Here is a 22,081-nt window from a genome sequence, read left to right as displayed (position 1 = left end):
CTTAGTCGTCCGGCGGGCCTCCGCCGCTGATCCGGCGCTTTCTGTCCAGCAGCCGCTGCAGGGTCTCGGTCCGTGCGTCCTGTGGCTGGGGCTCGGCCCCCGGGTGCTGCGGGGGCTCGGGCTGCGAAGGCTGCACGGCCTCGGGACCCAGAGACACGGGACTCGGACGCGGCCCCCTCGCGGGTGCCGTCTCCCCGCGGCTGAGCGAGGGCGGGGACAGCCGGCGCAGGCGGGAGCGGATGCTGTCGGCGCTGCGGCGGGTGGCCGACACGGCCAGGGGGACCGCCTGTCCGATCACGAGCCGGCGCAGTGCGACGTCCAGCGGCCATAGCAGGGCGGCGAGCAACAAAAACCACCCGGACAGCGGGATCGACCCGCGGCCCGGACGGAGTCCCTGCGGCTGGAAGGCCTGCGACGCGCGGATGGACCCGCGGCCCCCGGACAGCTTCGAGACTCGTTCCAGCAGGCCGGGGTCGGGGTCCTCCGGACGGTACTCCGGCGAGTAGGACCGGTTGGCGATAGCCACCGACGAGAACACCGTCGTGTCCCCGGACGTCACCTCCACTCCCACCGAGTAGCTGCCTGTCTGCGTCGCCGGAGCATCGCCTGAAAACGTCGTCGGCGACGTCCGCTCCAGGGCCATGGGGGTGCCGTCCAGTGCGGGGGCCGACACGCGCGCCGTCGCGACGGCTCCGTCCGGCCAAGGCTCCTCGCGCTCCACCGTCACGCGCAGCCGTCCCTGCTCGACGGTGGCGCGAACCCCTGCTCCGGACGCTCCGCCGAGCGGGAACGTGTCCTTGACCACGGCCGACCAGAACGCGGGGAAGCCCCCCCACGCCGCCCACAGCTGGGCCCACCTGGCGCCTGCGTCGCTGGTCCAGGCGGTGGCGCGGCCGAGTCCGACCCGCCACGTCGCCAGCAGTGGATCCTGGTCCTCGCCAATGTCCAGCAGGGTGGACGCCGCCGGCTTGGCCGTTATCGCCTGGTAACCGAGCAGCGGCGGCGAGCCCGTGAGGTCGCGGACGGGATCGTCGCGCGACACCACGCGCGGCAGGAACCTGCCCTCGTTGACGAAGTTGCGCGACGCGAGCACGGTCTCCTGGGTGAGCAGCTTGGGGACCTGCGCCGGGTCGGTCGCCGCGTAGAACCGTCCCTTGCCGCCCTCGGCGATCCCCTGCATCTGCCCGGGGTCGAACCCGGACCCGATTCCGATGGACGACACGGTGACCCCGGTCTTGGCGATGCGCGCCGCCTCTTCGCGCAGCCCCGGCTCCCCGGTCTGACCGTCGCTGAGCATGATCACGTGCTTGCGGGAGGCCTTGCTGGCCTTGAGCGCCTCGCCTGCCTGTTGCAGCGGCGCCAGCAGTGCCGTCCCGCCGTCGGCGCGAAGTCCCTGCAGGGCGGAGACCGTCGCGTCCTCGCCGGGGTTGCGCTGCAGCTGGAGCAGCCAGCGGGGCTGGCTGTTGAAGGCGATGATCCCGACCTCGTCGGTCGGCTTCAGTGTCTTGAGCGCCTGCGCAGCGGCCGCCTTCGCGAGGTCGATCGCCTGAGCCCCCTGCTGTCCGCCCTGGGACATCGAGCCGCTGGAGTCGATGACCAGGATCTGCGCGACCGGCTGGCGCTTTTTCGGGTCCTTGATGTCGCTGACGATTGGCAGCAGCTTCTCGAGATCGCTGTCGAGGTAGCCGCCCAGCGCGAACGACTGGTCGCCGGCGATGGCCACCAGCCCTCGTCCGAGGTCGCGCGTGGCCGATCCCAGGGACGCGACCTGGTTGTCCGACAGCGACGCGCGGTCCACGTCCACCAGCGCAATGGCGGAGAACGTCGACAGCACGTCCAGCGCCGGGAGCGCCCCCGCCGCGACGGTCTCGGTGCGGATGCCTCCGGCGCCCAGCGCGCCTGCGAGCGGTGCCGCGGCCCCCGGACGTCCCTCGGCCAGCAGCACGCGCGCCGGTCCCTCGACGCGGACCGCGGCGAAGCCGATGTCGTTTTCCTTGATCGCGTCGGACTGGGCCGTCAGCCGCACGACGTACCGGATCAACCCCGGGGGCCCGGCCGACTGCGGGAACTCGACGACCGATTCTCCGGGCTGGACGTCCACCGCCCGCGCGTCGACCGTCTTTCCGTCGCGCTCCAGCTCGACGCGCACGGCCGTTTGGACCGTGGAGGCCAGCGTCACGCGCACCGAGTAGGCGTCGCCTTCCCGCGCCACGCTCGGCGTGTCGACGCGGGCGACCGCGACGTCGGCGCCCCCGCCCCGCCGTATGGGGTGGACGTCCACCGCGATCCCCGACTCCCGCAGCCGCGTGGCCTCCGTTGCGGCGTCGCCCTCGGTGGGCCGGCCGTCGGAGACGACCACCACCCGGCGGCGCGCGTCGGACGGAAGCACGGCTTCGGCCAGACGAAGCGCCTCGGCCAGGTCGGTCTGCGATGCCTCCACCTTCACGTGCTGCCCCTGCAGCTCCAGCTCCGGCTGCACGACGTGCTCCAGTCGCGCGTCGCCGCCGAAAAACGCGACGCCCGCGCGCGACTCGGGAGTCTGGCGGCGCAGCGCGTCCTGCACCCAGTCCACGGCCGCGGCGACTCCGTCCTGACCCATGGAGTCCGACGCGTCCACCAAAAACACCGTCGCCACGTGCTTGCCGGTGCGCGGGACCGCAAAGCCCAGGACCGATCCGATGAGCAGGAGCGCGATCAGCGCCCGGACCCCCAGCGCCCACCGCCACTGACGGGCGGACACGCCGGCCGAACGGCGGCTGAGCCACAGCTCGGCCCCCATGACGACGGCCAGGATCCCGGCGACCCACGGCAGGAGGGGAAGCTCGCCGGCGGGACGGCGCTGTCCGCGGTCGCGCGCCCTGGCGGGCTGCGGGAGAGAGTCCGCCGGCGCGATGGACGACTCGGCGGGGTCGGCGTTCACGGCCAGCACCCGCTCGGTGCCCCGCGGTGCGCCGTCCGCCGTCTTCTCCTTCACGGTCCAGAACCCGGGGGCTGAGGCCAGCGGGGGAGCCGCCCCCGGTGGCAGGTCGATGGACGGCTGTCCGGGTCCGGACACCACAAGCTCGCGTCCCGTCTGGGCTATCGGCAGGGGCTGTCCGGACCGCAGGTCGGCCGGCGGTGGCGCAGCACCCGTCAGTGCGGTGACGAGCCGGTCGCCGAGCACGGGAAACGCGATCTGCAGCGGAAGGTTGCTCTGGTCCAGCGCGAACGCCAGGTACACGACGGGACGTCCGGACCTGATCCCCCGGACGAGAAGCGGCGCCCCCTCGGCCCCCACGAGCACTTCGTCGCCTTCCGGGACCAGACGCTGCGCCTTGGCGATCCCGACCCCGGACAGGTCCAGACCCTCGAGCAGGTCGTCGCCGGTCTCCACGAGCGTCACCGCAGGCTGCTCCACCTCGCCGGCCACGTGGATTCCGTCCATGCCCCCCGGTGGCGCAATCGCCCACACCGGGGCCGCCGGGTCGCGCGGGACCTCGACGCGGTCGTAGATCGCCAGGTCGAATCCGGGGGCCGGACGCGACGCCGGCGAGCGTTCCACCTGGACGCCCGGGATCGCGGCCAGAAGGCGGTCGAGGTAAGGGTTGTCCGGTCCGGCGTGCATGACCCGGACGGCCGGACGGCGTCCGGCTACGGCGTAGGCGCTGTCGTCGGAGCGCAGCAGGTCCGATCCCGTCAGCGACGCGCGGACCCGGTCGCCCTGCGGGAGGTCCAGCTCGCGCTCGATCGTCGCTCCCGGCCGGACGACGACGAACGTGTCCACGGCCTGGGCTCCGTCCACGGACAGGCGCAGCGTCCGCCGAGCGTCCCGGGTGCCGGTGTTGCGAAGGGTGACGCGCGCGTGGATGCCGGCCCCGCGCGGTTCGACGGTCAGCCGCGTGAGCGCCAGGTTGTTGCGCTTGGACCCCGTCTTCACCCACTTCGTCCCGGGCGGTATCAGGCGGCGCTGGTCTTCGGTCAGGCCGCCGTCGGACAGGAGCACGAACCCGACGGGCGCCTCGGGAGTCTCCAGGCTCTCGGCGAGCGTGAAGGCGGTGGCGAAGTCCGCGGCCCCTGCCGTCGGCTTGATGGCGTCCACGGCGTCCCGGAACGACGAGGCATCCGGGCTCGTCGACAGCACCACCTGCGGACGGCTCGAGGCGATGACGACACTGGCCAGTCCCTGGGCCGGAAGCTGGCGGTGCAATCTCAGCGCCTCGGCTCGCGCGAGCGCGGTGCGGTCGGGGCGTCCGTCCAGCGCGCCCATCGACCCCGACGAGTCGAAGATGAAAACCGTGTGCGGGGACAGCGGCGCGTCCGTCACGCGCACCGGACGCGAGGCACCGAGGGCCAGCAGCGCCACGGCGAGAAGCTGAAGGGCGAGCAGCAGCGTCGGCGGCAGCCGCTGCCACGGCACCGCGGCCGACACGGTGCGCTGCACTCGCGACCACAGGAATGTGGAAGACACCTCCACGGCCCTGCGCCTGGGACGCAGCATGTGCAGAAGCACGACCGGGATCGCCAGGAGGCCGAGGAGCAGTCCCGCCGGGTTGGCGAACCTCATCGCGCCGCCTCGGTCCGTGGACGTGCCCGGAGCGCGGTCACCGCAGCACCCCCGCCTCGCGCCAGGCGCCCAGCAGCAGCGGCTCGAGGTCGGCCGCGGGGTCCAGGCGCAGGTATGCCGCACCTGCGCGCCGGCAGCGCGTGGCGACCCCGTCGGCCCACGCGGCGGCGTCCGCCCGGAACTGCTTGAGCGTCTCGGGCGACAGGCTGACCTCTACGCGTGTGCCGTCCTCGCGGTCCAGCAGGTCCAGGTCGCCGACCATCGGGGGGTCCAGCTCCTCGGGGGCCAGGACGTGCACCACGACGAGGTCCCCACCGCGGCTCGGCAGCCGCTTCAGTCCTGCTTCCCACTCGTCGGTCAGCAGGTCGGACAAAAGCACCGTCACTCCACGGGGGCCGGGACGGGACAACAGCCTGCTCGCAGCGGCCGCGAACGGTGTGGTCCCCGAGGCCGTCAGCGACTCCAGGTGAGCGAACAGCGGACCGGACGCCGACCGCCCGAGGAACCTCGGCGCGGGTCTGTCCAGCGGGAAGGTGTGGACGCTGACCGGGTCGCGGTTCACCAGCGCGACGAATCCCAGCGCCGCCGCGAGGCGCTTGGCCGCAGCCAGCTTGCCGTGCGCGCCCATCGACCCGGACGTGTCGACCAGCAGCCGCAGGTGCAGCTCGTCCTCGGCCTCGAACAGCTTCACGAGCAGGACGTCCAGTCGCGCGTACAGCGTGTAGTCCACGCGCCTGAAGTCGTCGCCGGGGAAGTAGGTCCGGTAATCGCTGAAGTCCGGAGACGAGCCGTGTCGCGAGGACCGGTGCTCGCCGGAGAACAGTCCGGCAAGCCTGTGGCGCGAGCGCAGCTGGAGCGCCTCGAGACGGGCGAGCAGGCCCGGGTCCAGCAGCGGCTCGGCCACCGGCGCTACGGAGCCCCTCTCACCCCTGCGGCCGGCTCCGGCACGCGCTCGAGAACGGCGGTGACCACGTCGTCGGCGGTGAACCCCTCGACGGGGGCCTCGTAGCCCAGGACGAGCCTGTGCCGCAGGACGGCGGGAGCCACGCCCCGCAGGTCGTCGATCGACACGTTCGGACGTCCATCCAGAAGTGCCGTCGCCTTGGCAGCCAGGACCAGCGCCTGGGCCCCCCGGGGCGATGCGCCGAAGCGCACAAAGCGGCTGACGGCGTCCGGTGCCCGCTCGGAGCCGGGGTGCGTGGCGACGACGAGGTCGACAGCGTGCTCGACCAGGTGCGACGCCACCGGGACCTGGCGCGTCAGCTCGATCATCTCTCGCAGCGTCGCGTCGTCGGCGACGGGTTCGGCGGACTGCGTGTCGGAGCCGGTGGTGCGGTCCACGACCTGGACGAGGTCCTCGGCGGGCGGGAACTGCACGAGGACCTTGAGAAGAAAGCGGTCCAGTTGGGCCTCAGGCAGCGGATAGGTCCCCTCCATCTCGATGGGGTTCTGAGTCGCCATCACGAAGAATGGACGCGGCAGCATCCGCGTCTGGCCGGCCACCGTGACCGCGCGCTCCTGCATCGCCTCGAGCAGCGCCGACTGCGTCTTCGGCGTCGCCCGGTTGATCTCGTCGGCCAGCACCAGGTTGGCGAACACCGGACCGGCGCGGAACTCGAAGCTGCGGCGTCCTCCCTCGTGCTCCTCGAGCACCTGGGTGCCGAGGATGTCCGCGGGCATGAGGTCGGGGGTGAACTGGATCCTCGAGAACTGAAGCTCCACCGACTGCGAAAGCGTCTTGAGGAGCATCGTCTTGCCCAGTCCCGGCACGCCTTCGAGCAGCGCGTGTCCCTCGCAGAGCAGGCAGACGAGCACCTGGCGGACGAGGTCCTTCTGTCCGACGATGACGCGGCCGATCTGCGACTCGATGGCCGCGGCGGTCTGCGCGTACTGCTCCGGGGAGATCAAATCTCGCCCAGGCTGTCGAAGTAGGCGCGAACGAGCGACCGCACCGACGGCGAGATCTCCAGGGAGTCCAGCGCACGCGTCGCCTCCTGCCGGTACCGGGGCAGCGCCTGGCTCAGCGGGACCTGCGCGCTGCCGCGCCCGGTCGGGCCCTCGCTGGTGTCCAGCCGTTCGCCGGACGACTCGCCCGTCTCCTGACCTTGGACCTGGACCTCCTGGTTTCCCGACAGCAGGGGGTCGAAGATCTTCGCTGTGGACGGGGGCCCGCCTCCGGAGCCCTGTCCCGGACCCTGGCTGCCTCCCGCCTGCTGTCCCTGACCCTGCTGTCCCTGACCCTGGCCCTGACCGGCACCCGGCTGCTGTCCCTGACCGGGTTGTTGCCCCTCGCCCTGTTGTCCCTGGCTGCCCTGCTGACCTTGTTGGCCCTGCTGGCCCTGCTGGCCCTGCTGTTGTCCTTGCTGGCCCTGCTGCCCTTGCTGCCCTTGCTGCCCTTGCTGTTGGCCCTGCTGGCCCTGGCTGCCCGGCTGGCCTTGTTGTCCTTGCTGGCCCTCCTGGCCCTGGGCTCCCGAGTCGAGCCTCTCGCGGACGGCCCCCAGGGCGCCGACTGCGCCGGCCGCCGTCTCCTGGTCGGCGACCTTCCCGGTCGCTCCACTCTGGGCGTTGGCAGCGCCGCGCATGGCCTCCGCGGCGGCCTGAGCGTTGCCGTTGCGCAGCTCAGTTGCAGCCTTGGTCAGGTCGGCCGCGGCCTTCGGATTGCCCGCGGACTGGGTCGCCGCGAGCGACGAAAGCCTGTCCGCCGCCTGCTTCTGCTGCTCGGGGGTCATCGACTCCAGCGCCTTGGCCGAGTCCTCGAGCTGCTTTGCGGCGTCGCCTCCGGAGGTTCCGGGCAGCGGCTGCGTTCCCAGGTTTTTCTCCAGTCCGGTGGCGGCGGCCTTGGACGCGAGCAGGTTCGGGTCCAGCTTCTCGCCTAACTGCTGGGCGGCGGCGTCGACGGCCTTCTTTCCGTCGGTGGCGTCCGGGGCCTTCTCCAGCGCGGCGGCCAGCTCGCTCAGTTCCTTGGCGACATCTTTCTGGGCCTCCGTGGCGCCGGGGGCCTTGGCCAGCTCCCGCGCGGCCTTGCGAAGCTTCTCGGCCTCGGAGTCCAGCAGCGCGCGCTGGACGGCAGCCTGGCGCCGGACCTCGTCCTGTGGGTTCGGCGCGAACAGAAGGCCGGCGACAACGGCGAGCAGCAGCCCGGACGTGACCGCGCGCCGGACGTCCACCCGCACCGGGATGGCCGCCGCCGGACTCGTGGACTTCGCCAGCCTCTCCGCCCTGGACAGCACATGCGCGGTGAACGGTCCCTCGGGCGCGGACCTCACCTCCAGGGCGGTCGCCATCACGTCGCCGCTGCGCAGTCCGCGATCGGCGGCCCGGGCTGTGGACCTGTCCGGGATGCGGATCGCCACGGCCGCCAGCAGGATCCCCACGGCGCACACCACCAGGACGGCCAGCGCCGCGGGCTCGGCCCACGCCAGGGGCCGCATCCGTGCAGCGATGGCCAGGGCGAGCGCCGCCGCGACCGCGGCCGGACCCCACAGCACCGCGGTGGTCGCACCCCACGCGAGCCGAAGCCGCCTGCGGACCGACTTGAGGAGCGCGTCGAAGGTGGCCATGCCTACAGTTTGGGCGCCGGAGTCTGGAGTCGCTTGGCCGCGAGCGCGATGCTCGCGGCTGACATGCCCGCCATGGCCATCAGGGAAAGAAGCCAGAAGGGCACCTTCCCCAGCGCGAAATCGAAGACGTTGTCGGACGGCGACCGCCTGCTTTCACGCATCAGGTACTGGAGCGGCGAGAACGGCGACTCTCCGCGACTGGAGTTCGCTGAGGGGCTGGCGATCACGCTGGCCGTGGCGGCGAAAGGGTTGGCCGCCAGGGGGGCCACCGTGGTGGGCCTCATCGCCGAAGAGGAGCGTGAGACGGCTGCCACGATCGAAAGCGGCACGAACGTCCCCACCGTGAGCGCAAAGACGAGCCCGTAGGCGGCAACCGTCGCGCCCTGGCTGCGGCGGATGAAGGTTGAGCACATGATCGAAATGCTTCCGATCGCCACAGCCGAGGCGATCACCATGGCGACTCCGAGGACGACCTCGAAGAGCCCCACCCCGCCGATTACGAAGGTGACGGCGATGAGGGGAATCGTGGCCAGGATCAGGAAGACCATAAACGCGATGGACGAAAACAGCTTGCCCAGCAGGATCGACCTCGGTCTGAGCAGCGTCAGCTGGAGCGGGACCAGCGTCTGGCGCTCCCTTTCGCCGGCGATGGCACCCGAGGTCAGAGCGGGGACGATAAAGCAGACCAGGACAAGGATGAAGAACAGGGTGGACTGGAACATGCTCCGGCCGATGCCGGCGGTCGCTGCGACGTTGTACTGGCTGAAGCAGCGTCCGTTGACGCAGCTCGTCGACGTTCCCGTCACCTCGGTTATGGCCTTGTATCCCAGGTTAAAGACGCCGACCACCAGCAGCAGGTACACCGTGAGCAGGATGGGCGTGACGCGCCGGCGCATCCGCTCCTTCACTTCCCTTGCGAGCACCGGGTTCACCCGGCTCCACCGTGACCCCTGCGTGACCTGGGCGCTCACTGGACCTTGCCTTTCGTCACCTGCATGAAAACGTCCTCGAGGACCCGTCCGACCGAGTACTCCACCACCGGCAGCCCTTCCCCGACCAGCTGCCGGAGAAGCTCCACCTGTTCGTCTTCGCTCTCCACGACGAACTCATGCTCCTCCCCGGTCGCCAGGCGCACCTTTACGACGCGTTCGGTCGGAAGCTGGTTGCGTATGGACGCGGTGGACCCGGAGGTCATCAGCCGTCCGGCCTCCATGATGGCCACGTCGCTGCAGACGTCCTCTAGCTCCGCGAGGATGTGGGAGCTGATCACGATCGTCTTGCCGATCTTCTGAAGTTCCTGCAGCAGTCCCCGCAGCTCGATGCGCGCGCGTGGGTCCAGTCCGCTGGCGGGCTCGTCCAGGATCAGGATGTCCGGGTCGTGGACCAGCGCCCTGGCCAGGCTCAGCCGCTGCTTCATGCCGCGCGACAGAGAGTCGACCATCGCGTCGCGCTTTCTGTCGAGGTCCACGAGCTCGAGCAGAGTGTCCGAGACGGTCTTTCGCGAGTCGGCCGGCACCTCATAGGCCGCCGCGAAGAACTCCAGGTACTCGTCCACCCGCAGGTCGCCCACGACGCCCATCACGTCCGGCATGAAACCGATGCGCCTGCGCACCTCCCGCGGGAAGAGGCTGGGGTCGTAACCGGCGACCTCGACCACTCCGGACGTCGGCAGCAGGATCGAGGCCATGATCGCCAGCGTCGTGGTCTTGCCGGCGCCGTTTGGTCCGATCAGTCCGAAGACCGACCCTTCGGGAACCTCCAGCGTCAGGTCGTCGACCGCCGTCAAGCCCCCGTAGGACTTCGTGAGCGACTCCAGCCTCACCGCGGGGATCTCCGCCGCCTCTGGGTGGTCCAGTACCGCCGTCGCCTCCATGGCGCCCATCAGCCCGCTCCTTCGACCGAAAAGGCCCACCCGGTGTGCTGCTGTCCGGGCGTCTGCTGCACCCGCACGAACAGCTGCCGCCCAGCCGGATGCGGAAGGTCGACGGCGTAGGACGCCCCGGACGTGCCTTGTCCGTACGAGGGTCCCGGGTACCCGTAGACCTGGGGGGGCGGATGGGCAGTGGGTGTCGGAATGATGGTGGCGTTGGGGTCCGGGGTCGGGGCGTTGGGGTCCGGAGAAGGAGAAGGAGAAGGTGTCATCCCCGGCGGCAGCACCTGCGCCTGCCGCCTCGGCTGGAGTGGGTAGGTCCCCGGCGTCGGAGACGTCGGAACGGGCAGTCGCAGCTTCTGCCACGCCCCGCCCTGCCAGACCTCGACCGACTCGGCCGTGTCGGGGTAGCGCAGGACGAGCTTGCCGGGAGAGTCCGCCGGCAGCGTGAACTTCAGGACCATCTGGCTTATCGACGGGTCCAGGTCGTCCCACCCGGGCTCGGGGCCCAGGATCCCCGGCCCCCGGACCTGCTCCCACGCGACCGTCAGCGGCTTCATCGTTGCGGCGTCGGCCTGGACGGGCGCGCGCCCGAGGATCATCGTCCGCCCCTTGGGCCGCAGCGTGCGGCCGTCCACCTTCACCTCGGGCCTGAAGTCGCGCGTCCAGCCGACGGCCAGGACGTGGCCCGCGTCTAAGGGGTCCCCACCGGGCAGTGAGGTGGACGCCTGCCAAAGCGCGTAGCTGACGGAGGTCTTGGATGTCGAAGGCGTTGGGAGCCCGCGGGAGTAGTAGGGCGAGTACGGGTTTGACTGCGTGCCCGCCCACAGGTCCTGGCCCGGCAGCGACCAGTGGTCGCTGCGGGGCTGGGACGTGACCTCCCACTTGCGCGTCTCACCCGGCCGCATCTCCCCGACCTTGGCCACTGACTTGCCGACCAGCACGGCGGCGTCGCGAACCGTGAGACCGGTGCCGTTTCGGACGGTGCCACGGATCATGCCGTCGGCCTCGCTGCGCCCCGACACCTCCAGACCGCTGCCGGCCTGGGTGCGGTCGGCGGACCCGAGCGGTCCGGACGCGCGGGCGATCGCGAGGTCTCCGGCTCCGAGGTCCAGGTCCGCCCTTGGCCCCCGAGAGGTGAGCGTGAACTCGGGCTGAGCGATTTGGGACTGCCCGGACTGCTCCCAGACTCCGGCGGGTGCCCAGTCGCGCGCGAACTGGACTGTCCTGTCGCCGCCGACGCCGCCGGTCACTCCGACCGTGACGTCGGCCATCGTCCCGGCCTCGCCGGTCGTCAGGATGGTCTGGTGCGCCTCGCGGCGGTGGCGCAGGTCGCTGCCTCCGGCGTAGGCCGCGCCCCCGAACAGGACGGCAAGCGCCGGGACGACGATCCAAGCCAGCTCCGAGCGGCGCTTGCGGCGCAGGACGACGAATGTGATCGGGCCGGCGGCCAGGACGTAGGCGAGCAGGAAGCCCGACAGCCACGGGAGCCTGGCGAACCGGATGCCCATGTCCTCGGCGACGGCGTTGGACACCGGCACTTCGAAGAACAGGTTGCTCCGGTAGCTGGACCCGGACCCCCCGTAGCTGAACCTCGACCCCGGCCCCCCCGAGTAGCCGCTGCCGCTGTTGGTGCCGGCCGTCTTGCCCCCCCGGGTGGTCGGCTCGACGAGTCCGGTCCAGGTGCCGGCCGACATCGCGCCTGCGGTGAGCACGACCTCGCCGTGGCCGGCGGTTGCGCGTCCGGCCGGTCCCGGCCTCCAGGAGGCCGGCAGCATCTGCAGGTCGGTGCCGGCGGCGGCATCGACCAGCAGGCGGCCGCCGTCGGCGATCCATCGCACGAGTCCGGGCCGAAGTCGCGGCGAGAGCCGGCGCAGCTCGTCGGGTCCGATGCCGATGGTCGAGACGCTTTCGAGGCTCGCGGGGGCTGCGGCTAGCAGCGCGTTGTCCAGCGCGAAGAACCTCGCGACTCCGACGTCCACAGCCAGGGGGGCCGGGCCGGGAACGGGCCGCCCCTGCAGCACCCCCGGCATCAGCCCGACCAGCTCCTGGTCGGTCTGGCGCAGCGTCGGTACGGGCGCCCTCTGTCGTCCGGAGGACGTGGCGAGCTCCACGTGACCGGGCAACCAGGATCCGTCGCGGCTCGTGGGCACGACGAGCAGGTACTCCTTGACGCTTCCGCCGGGGATCTCGACCGGGACCGACACCTTGATTCCGGCCACCATTCCGGCGCCGGCCTCGCTGACCACTACTCGCAGTGTCCCTTTGGTCAACCGGTCGGCTTCGATGCGCACCCGCATCGGCACGCGCGTTCCGGGGACGTACTGGCCGTCGAACGCGGCCCTCACGGTGAGCTTGGTCTCAGCCGCGGCGACCGGCGACAACCCGACGACGCATACCGCGCTGAGGAGAGAGAGAGCACCGAGGACGGGGACGGGGCCCCGAGAACGCAGCAAGCGTGTCTCCTTCCGCCCGCGCAGTGCGCGGGGCCGGACAAGTGTCCCCGAGGTTGGCCGATGTGTCGACCGCTCGCGAGGCGATACTTGCACGATGGCCAGGGTCCTGGTGGTGGGAGCGGGAGGCGTCGGGGGCGCCTTTGGCGCCGCAATGGCGCAGGCCGGCCACGACGTCGTCTTCGTGGCGCGCGGTGCGAACCTGCAGGCGCTGCGGACCGGCGGCCTGAAGGTGATCGGAGCCCGCGGGGACTTCACGCTCCCGAAGGTGCAGGCCACCGACACGGCGGCGGAGGCCGGCGACCGGGACCTGATCCTTTTGACGGTGAAGTCCTACGACTTGGAGGAGGCCGCGGAGACGGTCCGGTCCTGCGGGGGCATCGTCCTCACGCTGCAGAACGGGGTGGACGCCGCGGAGCGGGTCCGGGGAGTGCTGGGCGACGTGGCCCTCGCGGGCACGACCGGGATCGTGGCCGACCTCGAGGAGCCGGGCCTCGTGCGCGTGGTGTCCACCTACTCGCGGATCATCTTCGGGGAGCCGGAGGGCGTCTGGTCGAGCCGGACCGAGGCCGTCCACGAGTGGCTGTCGGCGGGAGGGTGGATCGACTCGCAGCCGCGGGAGGACGTCCGGATCGCCCTGTGGGAGAAGATGGCGCTGATCTGCGCCATGGGGGGACTGACAACGCTGTACGACCAGCCGATGGGGCCGATCCTGTCCGATCCCCACGGCCGGGCCACGTTCCGCACCGTGGTCGAGGAGGTCGAGGCCGTCGGCCGGGCTCGCGGCGTTCCACTTCCGGCCGGTCTCGTCGAGGACAGGCTCGCCTACGCGGGGACTGTCGACCCGCAGGCCACGTCATCGATGTCCAGGGACCTGCGGCGCGGCAAGCGCGTGGAGGTCGACCACCTGAACGGGGCCATCGTCCGCATGGGGGCCGAGCTGGGGGTGCCCGTGCCGGTAAACACGGCGGTCTACGCGGGCATCAGGCTGGCCGCGTCGAAAGCCTGACGCGGGGGATCAGGTCGCGCGGGAGCGTAGTGCGGCCAGGTCCCGGACTGTGATCTGGCGGCGGTCGGTTTCGATCCACCCCCGGGTGCGGAGCGTCCGAAGGGCCTTGCTCACCGACTCCCGCGAGGACCCAACCCAGCCCGCCAGCTCCTCCTGCGACAGCGGAAGATCGATGCGGACGTGGTCGGTGGACCCGTCGCCGAACCTCTCCGCGAGCTCGATCAGTCGCCGGGCCACGCGGCCGACGGTGTCGTAGGCGCCGAACTCCAGGCGCTTGCGGTCGGCGTCGCGCAGCCGCCTGCTCAGCGTCTCCAGCAGAAGCAGCGACACGCGCGGCTGGTCCTCCAGGAACGACCTGAACTGGCTGGCCGACATCACCAGGGCCTCCACGGGGTCAAGCGCGGCGACCGTCGCCGACGTCGGCTCGCCGTCCAGCGCTGACAGCTCGCCGAGCAGGTCCCCCGGCCCCCGGACGGCCAGGACGATCTCGCGGCCGTCCTCGCTGTAGGAGGCCACCTTCACCCGGCCCTGCAGGACGCAGACGACGCGGTCGGACCTCTCGCCTTCGTTGAACAGGCTCGCGCCGCGCTTAAAGCGCCGGACGCCGCCGCGGGAGCGCAGGTCCTGCTCCTCGGCGGGCTGCAGGTGGGCAAGGAAACCGGCCGTACGGGCGGCGGCGGCGGTGTCGGTGCCGCCGCCTGGGGGCCGGGACATCAGAACTGCGACATCACCAGCAGCGCGATGATCAGCGCCACCACGACGACGATTGCCGTCTTGAGCGCCCGCGAGGCCGAGGTGGGGGGGATGGACGGGTACAGGTCGTCTTCGTCGTCGCCCTCCGCCTCGAAGTCACCGGCCACGTCCGGGGGTTGCTCGCCCGCGCGGTCCAGCACGCCGTAAGCCTCATTCACGTAGGACCGGGGGACCTCCAGCCGCATGTTCCCCGGCTCGGCGGCGTCGCCGATGTCCACCGGGATGGACGCCGCCTGCAGCTGCCGGGCCAGCACGGAGCCCTGTGTGGTGGCGCCCTCCCAGATCGTGGTGAAGGGGTCGTCGTAGGACCTCACGGCGCTGGGCTCCAGGAAGATGGCGTCGTCCACGCCGAACTCACGGCTTGTCGCGCGCTTCGGCGGCTCGTCCACGAGGGCGACGTTGCAGGACGAACAGGTCGTCCAGGAGTCGACGTATTCCGAACCGCACTTCGGGCACCAGCGGGCCATGCGTCCCACTTTAGCGCCGGCGGCCCAGAAGCTTGCGCTTGCCGGGCGCCTTTCGGTGCATGACCAGCAGGGCGGAGGACGCGAGCATCAGGGCGCCGAGCTCGAAGGTGGCCGCGCTGGTGCCGTCGTCGTTGAGCGTGGCAGTTAGGACGAACCACCTGTCGTCGAGCCTGCGCAGCAGCCACGTCATGTTCAGCACGCCCGGCTCCGAGCCGCCCTTGAAGCCGATGTAGGTCCAGGCGTAGCGGTCGAGAGGCAGGCCGGGGTTCAGCGACAGCACCTTCTCCACCGGCTTTGTGGCCGGGCGCGACATGCAGTCCCGCAGCCAGGCCATCGCCCGTCCCAGGTCGGAGGCGGACGCGAACCACTCGACCGTGTCGTTGTGCCTCGGCGACGTCCACATCTCGTCGGGGATCTTCGGCAGCTTCGCCTTGGCAAGCGGACCGGCAAGCATCTTCCGGCGAGCTTCGGGTTCGGCAGCGATGAACGAATCGATCCGCGGGTCCGCGCCCGCCTTGAGGACCGTCATCTCCCGGGTGGTCAGGAAGGGGACGTTGAGCGACGGGTCCGAATGGCCCATCGCAGCCTGGACGTCCTCCACGCGCTCACGTCCCAGGTGGTGCAGCAGGTGGTCGGTGGCCGTGTTGTCGCTGATCGAGATCATCTTCTCCGCGTACTCGCGCAGCGGGAACTTCGTGCCGGCCTTGGCGTCCTGCATCGTGCCGGACGGAATGCTCTTGAGCTTCGCTTGGATGGGCAGCTCGTCGTCCCACGCGGCCTCACCGGCCTCGACGCGCCGCGCGAGCTCGCCGAGGACGTAGAGCTTGAAGGTCGAGCCGAGTGCCAGGTGGGTGTCCGGCTCGACTTCGTGGATGGGGACCAGCTCGCCGGAAACGACCTCGGCGGCCAGAAAGCTCACCTGCTTCGCGAGCTCCCGCACTTTCGACTCGACCTCACCCCAGTTCTTGGCCACCGGCTCCTTGCGCAGGTCCGGCGCAGGCTGGATGAGCATTCCCTGGATCCGGTGCGGGGGCTTCGGATCCACCTGCGCCATGAGCCGGAAGTAGTCGCCGTCGCCGCGCGCCAGCACCGCGACCGCCTGGGCCTCGGTGGGCGGATTGTCGAACCGCTCGAGCGAGAAAGGCCTCACCATCGGTCCCACCTGCTCGAGCACGGCCAGCAGCTGGTCCACCGGGACCTGGCGGAGCATCTCGGGGGCGAACCGCTCCAACAGGTCGTCGCGATCCGGCTTGGTCTTGCCGTCGAGGATGTCCAGGGCCCAGGAGATCTGGCGCCCTACGGGTGTGTCCGGGATTTCCTGTGCCATCTCTACCTCCCTGAGTTCTGCTCGGACAGCAGCGCGGGCAGGCCCGACAGGTCCGGCAGCTCGGCCTCCCTGGGCAGGTCGCTGCGCTCGCCGGCACGGTTGACCCAGATCGTGCGCAGTCCCAGCTCGGCTGCGGGGGCTATGTCGTGAAACAGGCTGGCGGCGACGTGTACGTGTCCTTCGCGTCCGGCGCCGCTTCGGGCGAAGAACGTGTCCCAATGGCCGTGGGCGGGCTTGTAGCCGCCGGCATCGGCCGCCGTCACGGTGAGGTCGAAGGGGACGCCGATGCTCCTGATCGACGCCTCCAGAAGGTCCGGGTCGGTGTTGGACAGGATCGCGGTCTTCCACCCGGACCCTCTCACAGCCTCCAGCGCCGCCGGGACCTCGGGGAAGACCGGCCAGGCCGGCAGGGACGCGGCCAGCGCGTCGGATGCTCCGGCAGGGACGGCTCGCCGTGTCTGATCGGCGACCGCTTCCAGGGTTGAGCGCAGCACCGACCTGTACGACTGCGACGACCCGGCCTGGATGACGGGCTCGACGCGGAGGTAGGCGCGCAGCGCCTCGTCCTCGTCGGCCTCCGGCCACAGAGCGGCGAACGCCGACCGCAGCCCCGACTCCCAGTCCACGAGCGTGCCGTAGCAGTCGAACGTCAGCCAGCGCTCCGTCACCCGGCGGCTCCTTCGCGCAGCGCGTCGGGAAGCGCCCGCGCGTGGACCAGCGACAGGTGCTTGGTCGCCCGCGTCACGGCGACGTACAGGGCCCGCATCCCCTGAGGGGATTCCTCCACGATCGCCGCCGGTTCCACGACTACCACAGCGTCGAACTCCAGTCCCTTCGCCAGCCAGACCGGGACAAGCGTGATGGGGGAGCGAAGTCCGGACTCGGCGGCGTCGGCGAAGTCGGCCCCCGCTTCGGATAGCGCCGCGGATAGAGCCGGGCGCAGCGAGTCCGGACAGATCACCGCCACGGTCCCGGAGTCCTCGGCAGCGGCCGCGCCGACTGCCGTGCGCGCGACGTCGGCCGGCAGCGACTCCGGGCCGGAGCGGACGAACGCGGGGGCCGGTCCGGACCGCACCGATTCGGGCTCCTTGAGCTCCGGGACGATCGTGCGCAGGATTCGTCCGGCCAGCTGCATGATCTCCGCGGTCGTCCGGTAGTTGACGCTCAGCTCCGCGACCGTGGACCCGTGCCTGGTGTTGAGATGGCGCAGCGCCTCCTGCCAGCTGGGCACCGCCGAGTGCGAGGTCGCCTGGGCGATGTCGCCGACCACCGTCATCGACCCGAGGTCGGCGCGCCGCTCGAGCATCCGGTAGTGCATGGGGGACATGTCCTGGGCCTCGTCCACCACGACGTGTCCGTAGCTCGTGATCTCGTCGTCGCCCGGCTCCCGCTTGCGCTTGCGGACGCCGAGCCACACGAACGCCTCGTCCAGAAGCGGGACGTCGCCCGGCGACCATGGGACGTCGGACATCCGCTCGCTGGGGGCCCGGTACAGGCTGCGGCACTCGGCCTCGGACAGCACCCCCCGTCCCGCCGAGGCGATCAGGGGCAGGGCGCTGTACAGGTCGTGGAGAAGCTCCTGGGGCGAAAGCATCGGCCACATGCGCTCGAACGTCCGGACCACCTCCGGCTCGCGGCGCAGGTCGTGCACGAGGTCGTCCTGCGTGACCTCGGCCCGGCCCCCTAGCGAGGCGCGCCCGCTGTCGGCGGCGGCAGCGGTCCGGTAGATCGCGAAGAGGCGCTTGTACACCAGCCGCTCCAGCTGGACGCGGCGCGCGTTGTGCTTGCCGCCGGTGCGCTTGACCGAGGCCACGATGTCCTGGCTGTCGCGCGGAGTCAGCGTCAGCACCAGCCCGTCGAAGCCGACTCGCAGCGGCTTGGTCAGCGGCCGCTGCCTGTCGCGCACAGCGTTGGCCACGAAGCGCGCCATGCGGGCGTCGCCCTTTACGCGGGCTGTTTCGGCGGAGTCGGATCCCCGCACGGTCAGGTCGGGCACGAGTCCGGACGGCGTGCTCAGCGCGACGCCGCTTTCGCCGAGGGCCGGCAGGACCTGGTCTACGTAGCGAAGGAACACCGGGTTCGGCCCTACGAAGAGGACTCCGCGGCGCTCGAGCTGGTAGCGGTAGGTGAACAGCAGATACGCCGCCCGGTGCAGCGCCACGGCGGTCTTGCCGGTCCCCGGCCCCCCCTGGACGACCAACACGCCGGCCATGGGGGCCCGGATGATCTCGTCCTGCTCGCGCTGGACGGTGGCGACGATGTCCTGCATCTTGCCGGACCGGACCCGCTCCAGCGCCGACATCAGTGCGCCCGTGCCGGACAGCCCCAGGCCCTCGCCGTCGCCGAACAACTCGTCTTCGATACCCAGAAGCCGGCGGCCCTTGGTGTCGAAGTGCCGCCGGCGCCACAGCCCCATCGGGTGTCGTCCGGTCGCGCGGTAGAACGGCTCGGCCACGGGGGCCCGCCAGTCCACCACCAGCGGACGCCGCTCCTGGGTGGACACGCCGATTCGTCCGATGTGGAAGTGCTCTCCGTCGCTGCGGTCTATGCGTCCGAAGCACAGCGAGCGGTCGCCGAGCTCCAGGGCCTCCAGCCGCGACAGTCCCGCCTGGTGGAAGACGTCGCGCTCGTAGCGCGACTGGTGCGTCCCGCCCGCTCCGAAGCCGAGGGCCGAGTCGCGCAGGCTCACGGCCGACTCCCGCATCTCGGCCAGGCGTTCGTAGGCCAGGTCCAGGTGGGCCTGTTCGGCCTCCAGGTCCGGGTGAACGGCGGGATGTGCGGTGGGAGCTTTCGACATTGGCAGCCAACGAGTGTGGTCGATGCCGTCCGGTTGCGGCAAGGGGGGCGTCATGGGGGACAATGGCAGGACTCCATGTGTCCGCCGCCGGTCGTCGCCGCCCTCCTCACGTCCACCCTTGACTGAGCCACGCGTGGTCGACTCCCTGGCGGAGCTCGTGAGGGAGCGCGCCGAGCGCACCCCGGACGCCGTGTTCCTGCGCTTCGAAGGTGCGTCGCTGACCTACGCGCAGTTGTACGAGCGGGCGTGCAGGATGGCCACCTGCCTGGTGGAGCGTTCGGGTGGCGATCCTCCGCACCTGGGCCTGCTGGCGGACAACGTCCCGGACGCGTTCGTCTCGGTCTTCGCCGCGTCGCTGGCCGGAGGAGTCGCCGCCCTCCTGGACACCGGACGCAAGGGACACGACCTCGCCGAAGACATTGCCACCGCCGGTGTGGACGTCATGGTCGTGGAGCCGAAGTACGCCCCGCTGCTGGACGACGGCACGTTCGACGCGTTCGTCGCCGACGACGGGCTGCTGGCCATCGACCGCGAAGCCCCGCCCGGGCTCATCGAGCCGCGCGAGTCGCTGGAGGCCGCCCTGGTGGCGTCCCCGGCGCTGGACCCGGAGGCCGCGCCGGCCCCCGGCGACCTCGCCGCGCTGACCTTCACGGGCGGCGAGCGGTCCCTGGCGGTGCGGTGGACGCACCGGCGGCTGCTGGCCACGGCCGCGCGGGCCGCGGAAGAGATCTTTCTGGGGGCCGAGGACCGTTTGTACTCAGCCGTCCCGCTCGGCGAGGGGACCACGCTGCCGCAGGCTGTGCTTCCGGTCGTCCGGACCGGTGCCTGTCTGGTCGCGGCACGGCACCCGGCCCCCGCGGGCACGATCCGGGACCTGGTGCGGGAACGCTGCACGCACCTTCACTACTCCGGGCCGCAGCTCGCGGACCTGGTGGACGAGGGACTGCCGACGGGCCTGAAGGCCGCGTCCGGCAGCGGCGCGTCCGTCGAGGTCATCGACGCTGTTTCTGCCGAGACGCCGGTTCTGGATGCGCTGTGGTGGCCGGAGGGCGATACCGGGGTCCGCCGGACGGGGGCCGGTCCGGTCGCTGCACCGGACGCCGTTTCGGTGCGCGACCAGTCGGAGGCCGGCTGTCCGCCGGGGGAGCCCGGCGAGATCTTCATCGCCTCACCGGACGCCTTCGAGGGCTATCACGGAAACGAGATCGCCACCCGTGAGCGGCTGCGCGAAGGGGTGTTCCGGTCCGGGCGCCGGGGGGCCCTTGATTCCCACCGCCACCTCTCGGTCCTGGACGACCCCGCCCGCTGAGTTACTTCTAGACTCGCACTGTCGTCCGGAGCGTCAAACTCGAGGGGTTGCTTGCCCGCACCGGGTCGGAGTCGAACGTGCCGATCATCTCGACGTTCTACGGAATCATCATTCGCATGTACTACCGCGAGCATGGTCCTCCGCACTTCCACGCCGAGTACCAGGGCCAGCAGGCTACGTTCACCTTTGACGGGGCGCTGCACGCCGGCTCTCTGAGGTCTCGGACCGCACTTCGACTAATCCGCGAATGGGCACTCGCGAACGAGCCGGCTCTAACCTCCAACTGGAATCGTGCGCGCGCGAGCGAGAGGCTTGAGAGAATAGAGCCCCTGGACTAAAGGGAGGTCGGTCGTGGAGGTTCTGCCGTCGGTTGTAGGAGCCGAGTACCGAGGTTCGTACAGGATTCACCTCGTCTTCAACGATGGCACCGAGGCCACGGTGGACTTCGAAGATTGGCTCGATGGACCGGTGTTCGAGCCCCTACGCGACTTCGGGTACTTCGCAAGCTTCTTCATCGAGGCCGGATCAGTGGGATGGCCTAACGGCGCAGATATTGCGCCCGAGACGCTGTATCAGCGCGCGCGCTCGAACGAAGCGGCCTAACTGCACCCCCCACTGAGCACTCCTTCCACCGACGTCGGCTGAGTCACTGCGTTGGCAGAGCACGACATGAGCCGCCCCCTGCGCGTGATGTCGTTCAACATCCGATTCGGGCTCGCCATGGATCCTCTCAACCGCTGGGGGCTCCGCCGCGACGCGGTGGTGGAGACGATCCGCTCGGCGGCTCCCGACACGGCCGGCCTGCAGGAGGTTCTTTGGTTTCAGCTGTGGCACCTGCGCCGGTCGCTGCGTCAGTTCGCTTCGGTGGGCCGCGGACGCAGGACGTTCGGCCGCGGCGAGCAGACCCCCGTGCTGGCGCGGCGCGACAGATTCGGTTTCGAGCGCCACGGGCACTTCTGGCTCAGTGAACGTCCTTCCGTTGTGGGCTCGATCGGGTGGGACGCAACCGTGGCGCGCATGTGCACGTGGGCGGTGCTGTCCGACCGCGCCGCGGGACGCAGGTTCGCCGTCCTCAACACGCACTTCGACCACCGGGGACCCACGGCCCGGGAGCAGAGTGCGAGGCTGCTCGTCGGCCGGCTCGCGCAGTTCGAGGGACTGCCGGTGATCCTGACCGGTGATCTCAACGCGGACGAGGACTCGCCGACGCTGGACGTCCTCAGGGGGGCCGGGCTCCGCGACACGTTCCGGGTCGCGCGTCCGGAGGCGCAGGAGGCGGGGACCTTCCACAAGTTCACCGGCAAGGCCCGTCCGGCGAAGATCGACTACGTGATGTGCGACTCGTCCTGGACGGTGCTGTCGGCGGACATCCTTCGCGAGCCGGTGGGCGGCCGCTGGCCTTCGGACCACTTCCCCGTGGTGGCGGAGCTGGCGCTGCGGTGAACCGCGTGCAGGCGGCGGGCGTGATCCGGGCGTGGCTCGGGGGGTTGCCTTCGGACTGCACGTGGGAAAGGGTCCGGGACGGGTTCTGGTACGTCCGGATCCCCGGGCAGGCCAGACGGTGGATCCCGCTTGAGCTGTCCATCGGCTCCCGGACCGTCACGGTGGTCAGCCACGTCATCGTGGAGCCGGTCGAGAGCCAGGCGGAGGTCTACCAGTTCCTGCTTCGGACCAACTTCGCGGCGGGACGGGTAGCGTTCGCCTTTGAGGGGGCCGAGGGAGTGATCTGCCTCGTGGGGCGGATGCCGCTGGCCGCGCTGGCGGCCGGGGAGCTGGACGAGCTGGTGGGGGCGGTGGTGGAGACGACGGAGAAGACGTTCCGGTCGATCCTGCAGCTTGGGTTCGGGAGCCTGCTGAAGGGGTCGTCCGGAAGCTGAACAGTGGAGGAGGCGGACATGTGGATCTGGCTTGCGCTGGTGGGAGCGGTGGCTGCGGCCCTTTTGGGACTGAGGCTCGGGGGCCTCTACGTGCTGCTGGTCCTGCCGGCGGTGCT

The 22,081-nt window shown here is 70.9% G+C and carries 18 protein-coding genes; 6 read left to right on the top strand and 12 right to left on the bottom strand.

The window, feature by feature from the left end:
• Position 1 precedes the first annotated feature (1 nt).
• The 7 genes from VNE62_06215 to VNE62_06185 are packed head-to-tail and all read right to left on the bottom strand — an operon-like array spanning position 2 to position 12,357.
• Positions 2–4,543 carry a VWA domain-containing protein gene (locus VNE62_06215; protein ID HVE91876.1) on the bottom strand — a complete coding sequence of 1,514 codons (4,542 nt, stop codon included), beginning with the start codon at positions 4,541–4,543 and terminating at the stop codon, positions 2–4.
• A 37-nt stretch (positions 4,544–4,580) separates the two neighbouring features.
• The gene (locus tag VNE62_06210) at positions 4,581–5,447 is read right to left on the bottom strand and encodes a DUF58 domain-containing protein (protein HVE91875.1); all 867 of its coding nucleotides are present in this window, start codon (positions 5,445–5,447) and stop codon (positions 4,581–4,583) included.
• Between the two features lie 5 nt (positions 5,448–5,452).
• The gene (locus VNE62_06205; GenBank protein HVE91874.1) at positions 5,453–6,451 is read right to left on the bottom strand and encodes a MoxR family ATPase; all 999 of its coding nucleotides are present in this window, start codon (positions 6,449–6,451) and stop codon (positions 5,453–5,455) included.
• Positions 6,448–8,103: a hypothetical protein gene (locus VNE62_06200; protein HVE91873.1), complete on the bottom strand. Its 1,656-nt coding sequence runs from the start codon at positions 8,101–8,103 to the stop codon at positions 6,448–6,450. Before VNE62_06200 ends, VNE62_06205 begins: the two co-directional genes overlap by 4 nt.
• 2 nt (positions 8,104–8,105) lie before the next feature.
• A complete protein-coding gene (locus VNE62_06195; protein ID HVE91872.1) occupies positions 8,106–9,074 on the bottom strand; it encodes an ABC transporter permease subunit in 969 nt (322 codons plus the stop codon).
• Complete coding sequence (locus VNE62_06190; protein HVE91871.1) at positions 9,071–9,985, bottom strand: ABC transporter ATP-binding protein; 915 nt, start codon at positions 9,983–9,985, stop codon at positions 9,071–9,073. The genes VNE62_06195 and VNE62_06190 overlap by 4 nt, the downstream gene beginning before the upstream one ends.
• Complete coding sequence (locus VNE62_06185) at positions 9,985–12,357, bottom strand: hypothetical protein (GenBank protein ID HVE91870.1); 2,373 nt, start codon at positions 12,355–12,357, stop codon at positions 9,985–9,987. Before VNE62_06185 ends, VNE62_06190 begins: the two co-directional genes overlap by 1 nt.
• Before the next feature lie 166 nt (positions 12,358–12,523).
• On the opposite strand from VNE62_06185, the gene VNE62_06180 reads away from it, so the two are divergent.
• Positions 12,524–13,435 (top strand): 2-dehydropantoate 2-reductase, encoded by a 912-nt coding sequence (locus VNE62_06180; GenBank protein ID HVE91869.1) that lies wholly within the window; start codon positions 12,524–12,526, stop codon positions 13,433–13,435.
• Between the two features lie 9 nt (positions 13,436–13,444).
• Here VNE62_06180 and VNE62_06175 read toward each other — a convergent pair whose 3' ends face one another.
• The 5 genes from VNE62_06175 to VNE62_06155 are packed head-to-tail and all read right to left on the bottom strand — an operon-like array spanning position 13,445 to position 18,779.
• Positions 13,445–14,149, bottom strand: a complete 705-nt coding sequence (locus VNE62_06175; protein HVE91868.1) for a Crp/Fnr family transcriptional regulator — start codon at positions 14,147–14,149, stop codon at positions 13,445–13,447.
• On the bottom strand, positions 14,149–14,655 hold the full coding sequence (locus tag VNE62_06170; GenBank protein HVE91867.1) for a hypothetical protein: 507 nt from the start codon (positions 14,653–14,655) through the stop codon (positions 14,149–14,151). Before VNE62_06170 ends, VNE62_06175 begins: the two co-directional genes overlap by 1 nt.
• 10 nt (positions 14,656–14,665) lie before the next feature.
• Positions 14,666–15,982 carry a serine hydrolase gene (locus VNE62_06165; GenBank protein HVE91866.1) on the bottom strand — a complete coding sequence of 439 codons (1,317 nt, stop codon included), beginning with the start codon at positions 15,980–15,982 and terminating at the stop codon, positions 14,666–14,668.
• Positions 15,983–15,984: 2 nt separating this feature from the next.
• Positions 15,985–16,650: an HAD-IA family hydrolase gene (locus VNE62_06160; GenBank protein ID HVE91865.1), complete on the bottom strand. Its 666-nt coding sequence runs from the start codon at positions 16,648–16,650 to the stop codon at positions 15,985–15,987.
• Positions 16,647–18,779 carry an ATP-binding domain-containing protein gene (locus tag VNE62_06155; protein HVE91864.1) on the bottom strand — a complete coding sequence of 711 codons (2,133 nt, stop codon included), beginning with the start codon at positions 18,777–18,779 and terminating at the stop codon, positions 16,647–16,649. The genes VNE62_06160 and VNE62_06155 overlap by 4 nt, the downstream gene beginning before the upstream one ends.
• A 118-nt stretch (positions 18,780–18,897) precedes the next feature.
• Between VNE62_06155 and VNE62_06150 the strand changes: the two genes are divergently transcribed.
• The 5 genes from VNE62_06150 to VNE62_06130 all read left to right on the top strand — a co-directional run bounded on the left by VNE62_06150 (position 18,898) and on the right by VNE62_06130 (position 21,965).
• On the top strand, positions 18,898–20,088 hold the full coding sequence (locus VNE62_06150) for an AMP-binding protein (protein ID HVE91863.1): 1,191 nt from the start codon (positions 18,898–18,900) through the stop codon (positions 20,086–20,088).
• A 77-nt stretch (positions 20,089–20,165) separates the two neighbouring features.
• Positions 20,166–20,426 carry a DUF4160 domain-containing protein gene (locus VNE62_06145; protein HVE91862.1) on the top strand — a complete coding sequence of 87 codons (261 nt, stop codon included), beginning with the start codon at positions 20,166–20,168 and terminating at the stop codon, positions 20,424–20,426.
• Positions 20,427–20,439: 13 nt separating this feature from the next.
• Complete coding sequence (locus VNE62_06140) at positions 20,440–20,691, top strand: DUF2442 domain-containing protein (protein HVE91861.1); 252 nt, start codon at positions 20,440–20,442, stop codon at positions 20,689–20,691.
• Between the two features lie 66 nt (positions 20,692–20,757).
• Complete coding sequence (locus VNE62_06135) at positions 20,758–21,531, top strand: endonuclease/exonuclease/phosphatase family protein (protein HVE91860.1); 774 nt, start codon at positions 20,758–20,760, stop codon at positions 21,529–21,531.
• Positions 21,528–21,965, top strand: a complete 438-nt coding sequence (locus VNE62_06130; protein HVE91859.1) for a hypothetical protein — start codon at positions 21,528–21,530, stop codon at positions 21,963–21,965. The genes VNE62_06135 and VNE62_06130 overlap by 4 nt, the downstream gene beginning before the upstream one ends.
• Positions 21,966–22,081: the final 116 nt, after the last annotated feature.

It is taken from the genome of Actinomycetota bacterium (genome assembly GCA_035536535.1).
Classification (GTDB): Bacteria; Actinomycetota; JAICYB01; order JAICYB01; family JAICYB01; genus DATLNZ01.
The sequence above is the reverse complement of the archived record's forward strand: the minus strand, read 5'-3'. Positions and strand labels throughout refer to the sequence as shown.

What these genes read in the sequence shown, in the direction of transcription:
- VNE62_06215 (HVE91876.1), bottom strand. Translation starts at nt 4,543, where the DNA reads ATGAGGTTCGCCAACCCGGCGGGACTGCTCCTCGGCCTCCTGGCGATC.
- VNE62_06200 (HVE91873.1), bottom strand. Translation starts at nt 8,103, where the DNA reads ATGGCCACCTTCGACGCGCTCCTCAAGTCGGTCCGCAGGCGGCTTCGG.
- VNE62_06190 (HVE91871.1), bottom strand. Translation starts at nt 9,985, where the DNA reads ATGGGCGCCATGGAGGCGACGGCGGTACTGGACCACCCAGAGGCGGCG.
- VNE62_06180 (HVE91869.1), top strand. Translation starts at nt 12,524, where the DNA reads ATGGCCAGGGTCCTGGTGGTGGGAGCGGGAGGCGTCGGGGGCGCCTTT.
- VNE62_06175 (HVE91868.1), bottom strand. Translation starts at nt 14,149, where the DNA reads ATGTCCCGGCCCCCAGGCGGCGGCACCGACACCGCCGCCGCCGCCCGT.
- VNE62_06170 (HVE91867.1), bottom strand. Translation starts at nt 14,655, where the DNA reads ATGGCCCGCTGGTGCCCGAAGTGCGGTTCGGAATACGTCGACTCCTGG.
- VNE62_06165 (HVE91866.1), bottom strand. Translation starts at nt 15,982, where the DNA reads ATGGCACAGGAAATCCCGGACACACCCGTAGGGCGCCAGATCTCCTGG.
- VNE62_06155 (HVE91864.1), bottom strand. Translation starts at nt 18,779, where the DNA reads ATGTCGAAAGCTCCCACCGCACATCCCGCCGTTCACCCGGACCTGGAG.
- VNE62_06135 (HVE91860.1), top strand. Translation starts at nt 20,758, where the DNA reads ATGAGCCGCCCCCTGCGCGTGATGTCGTTCAACATCCGATTCGGGCTC.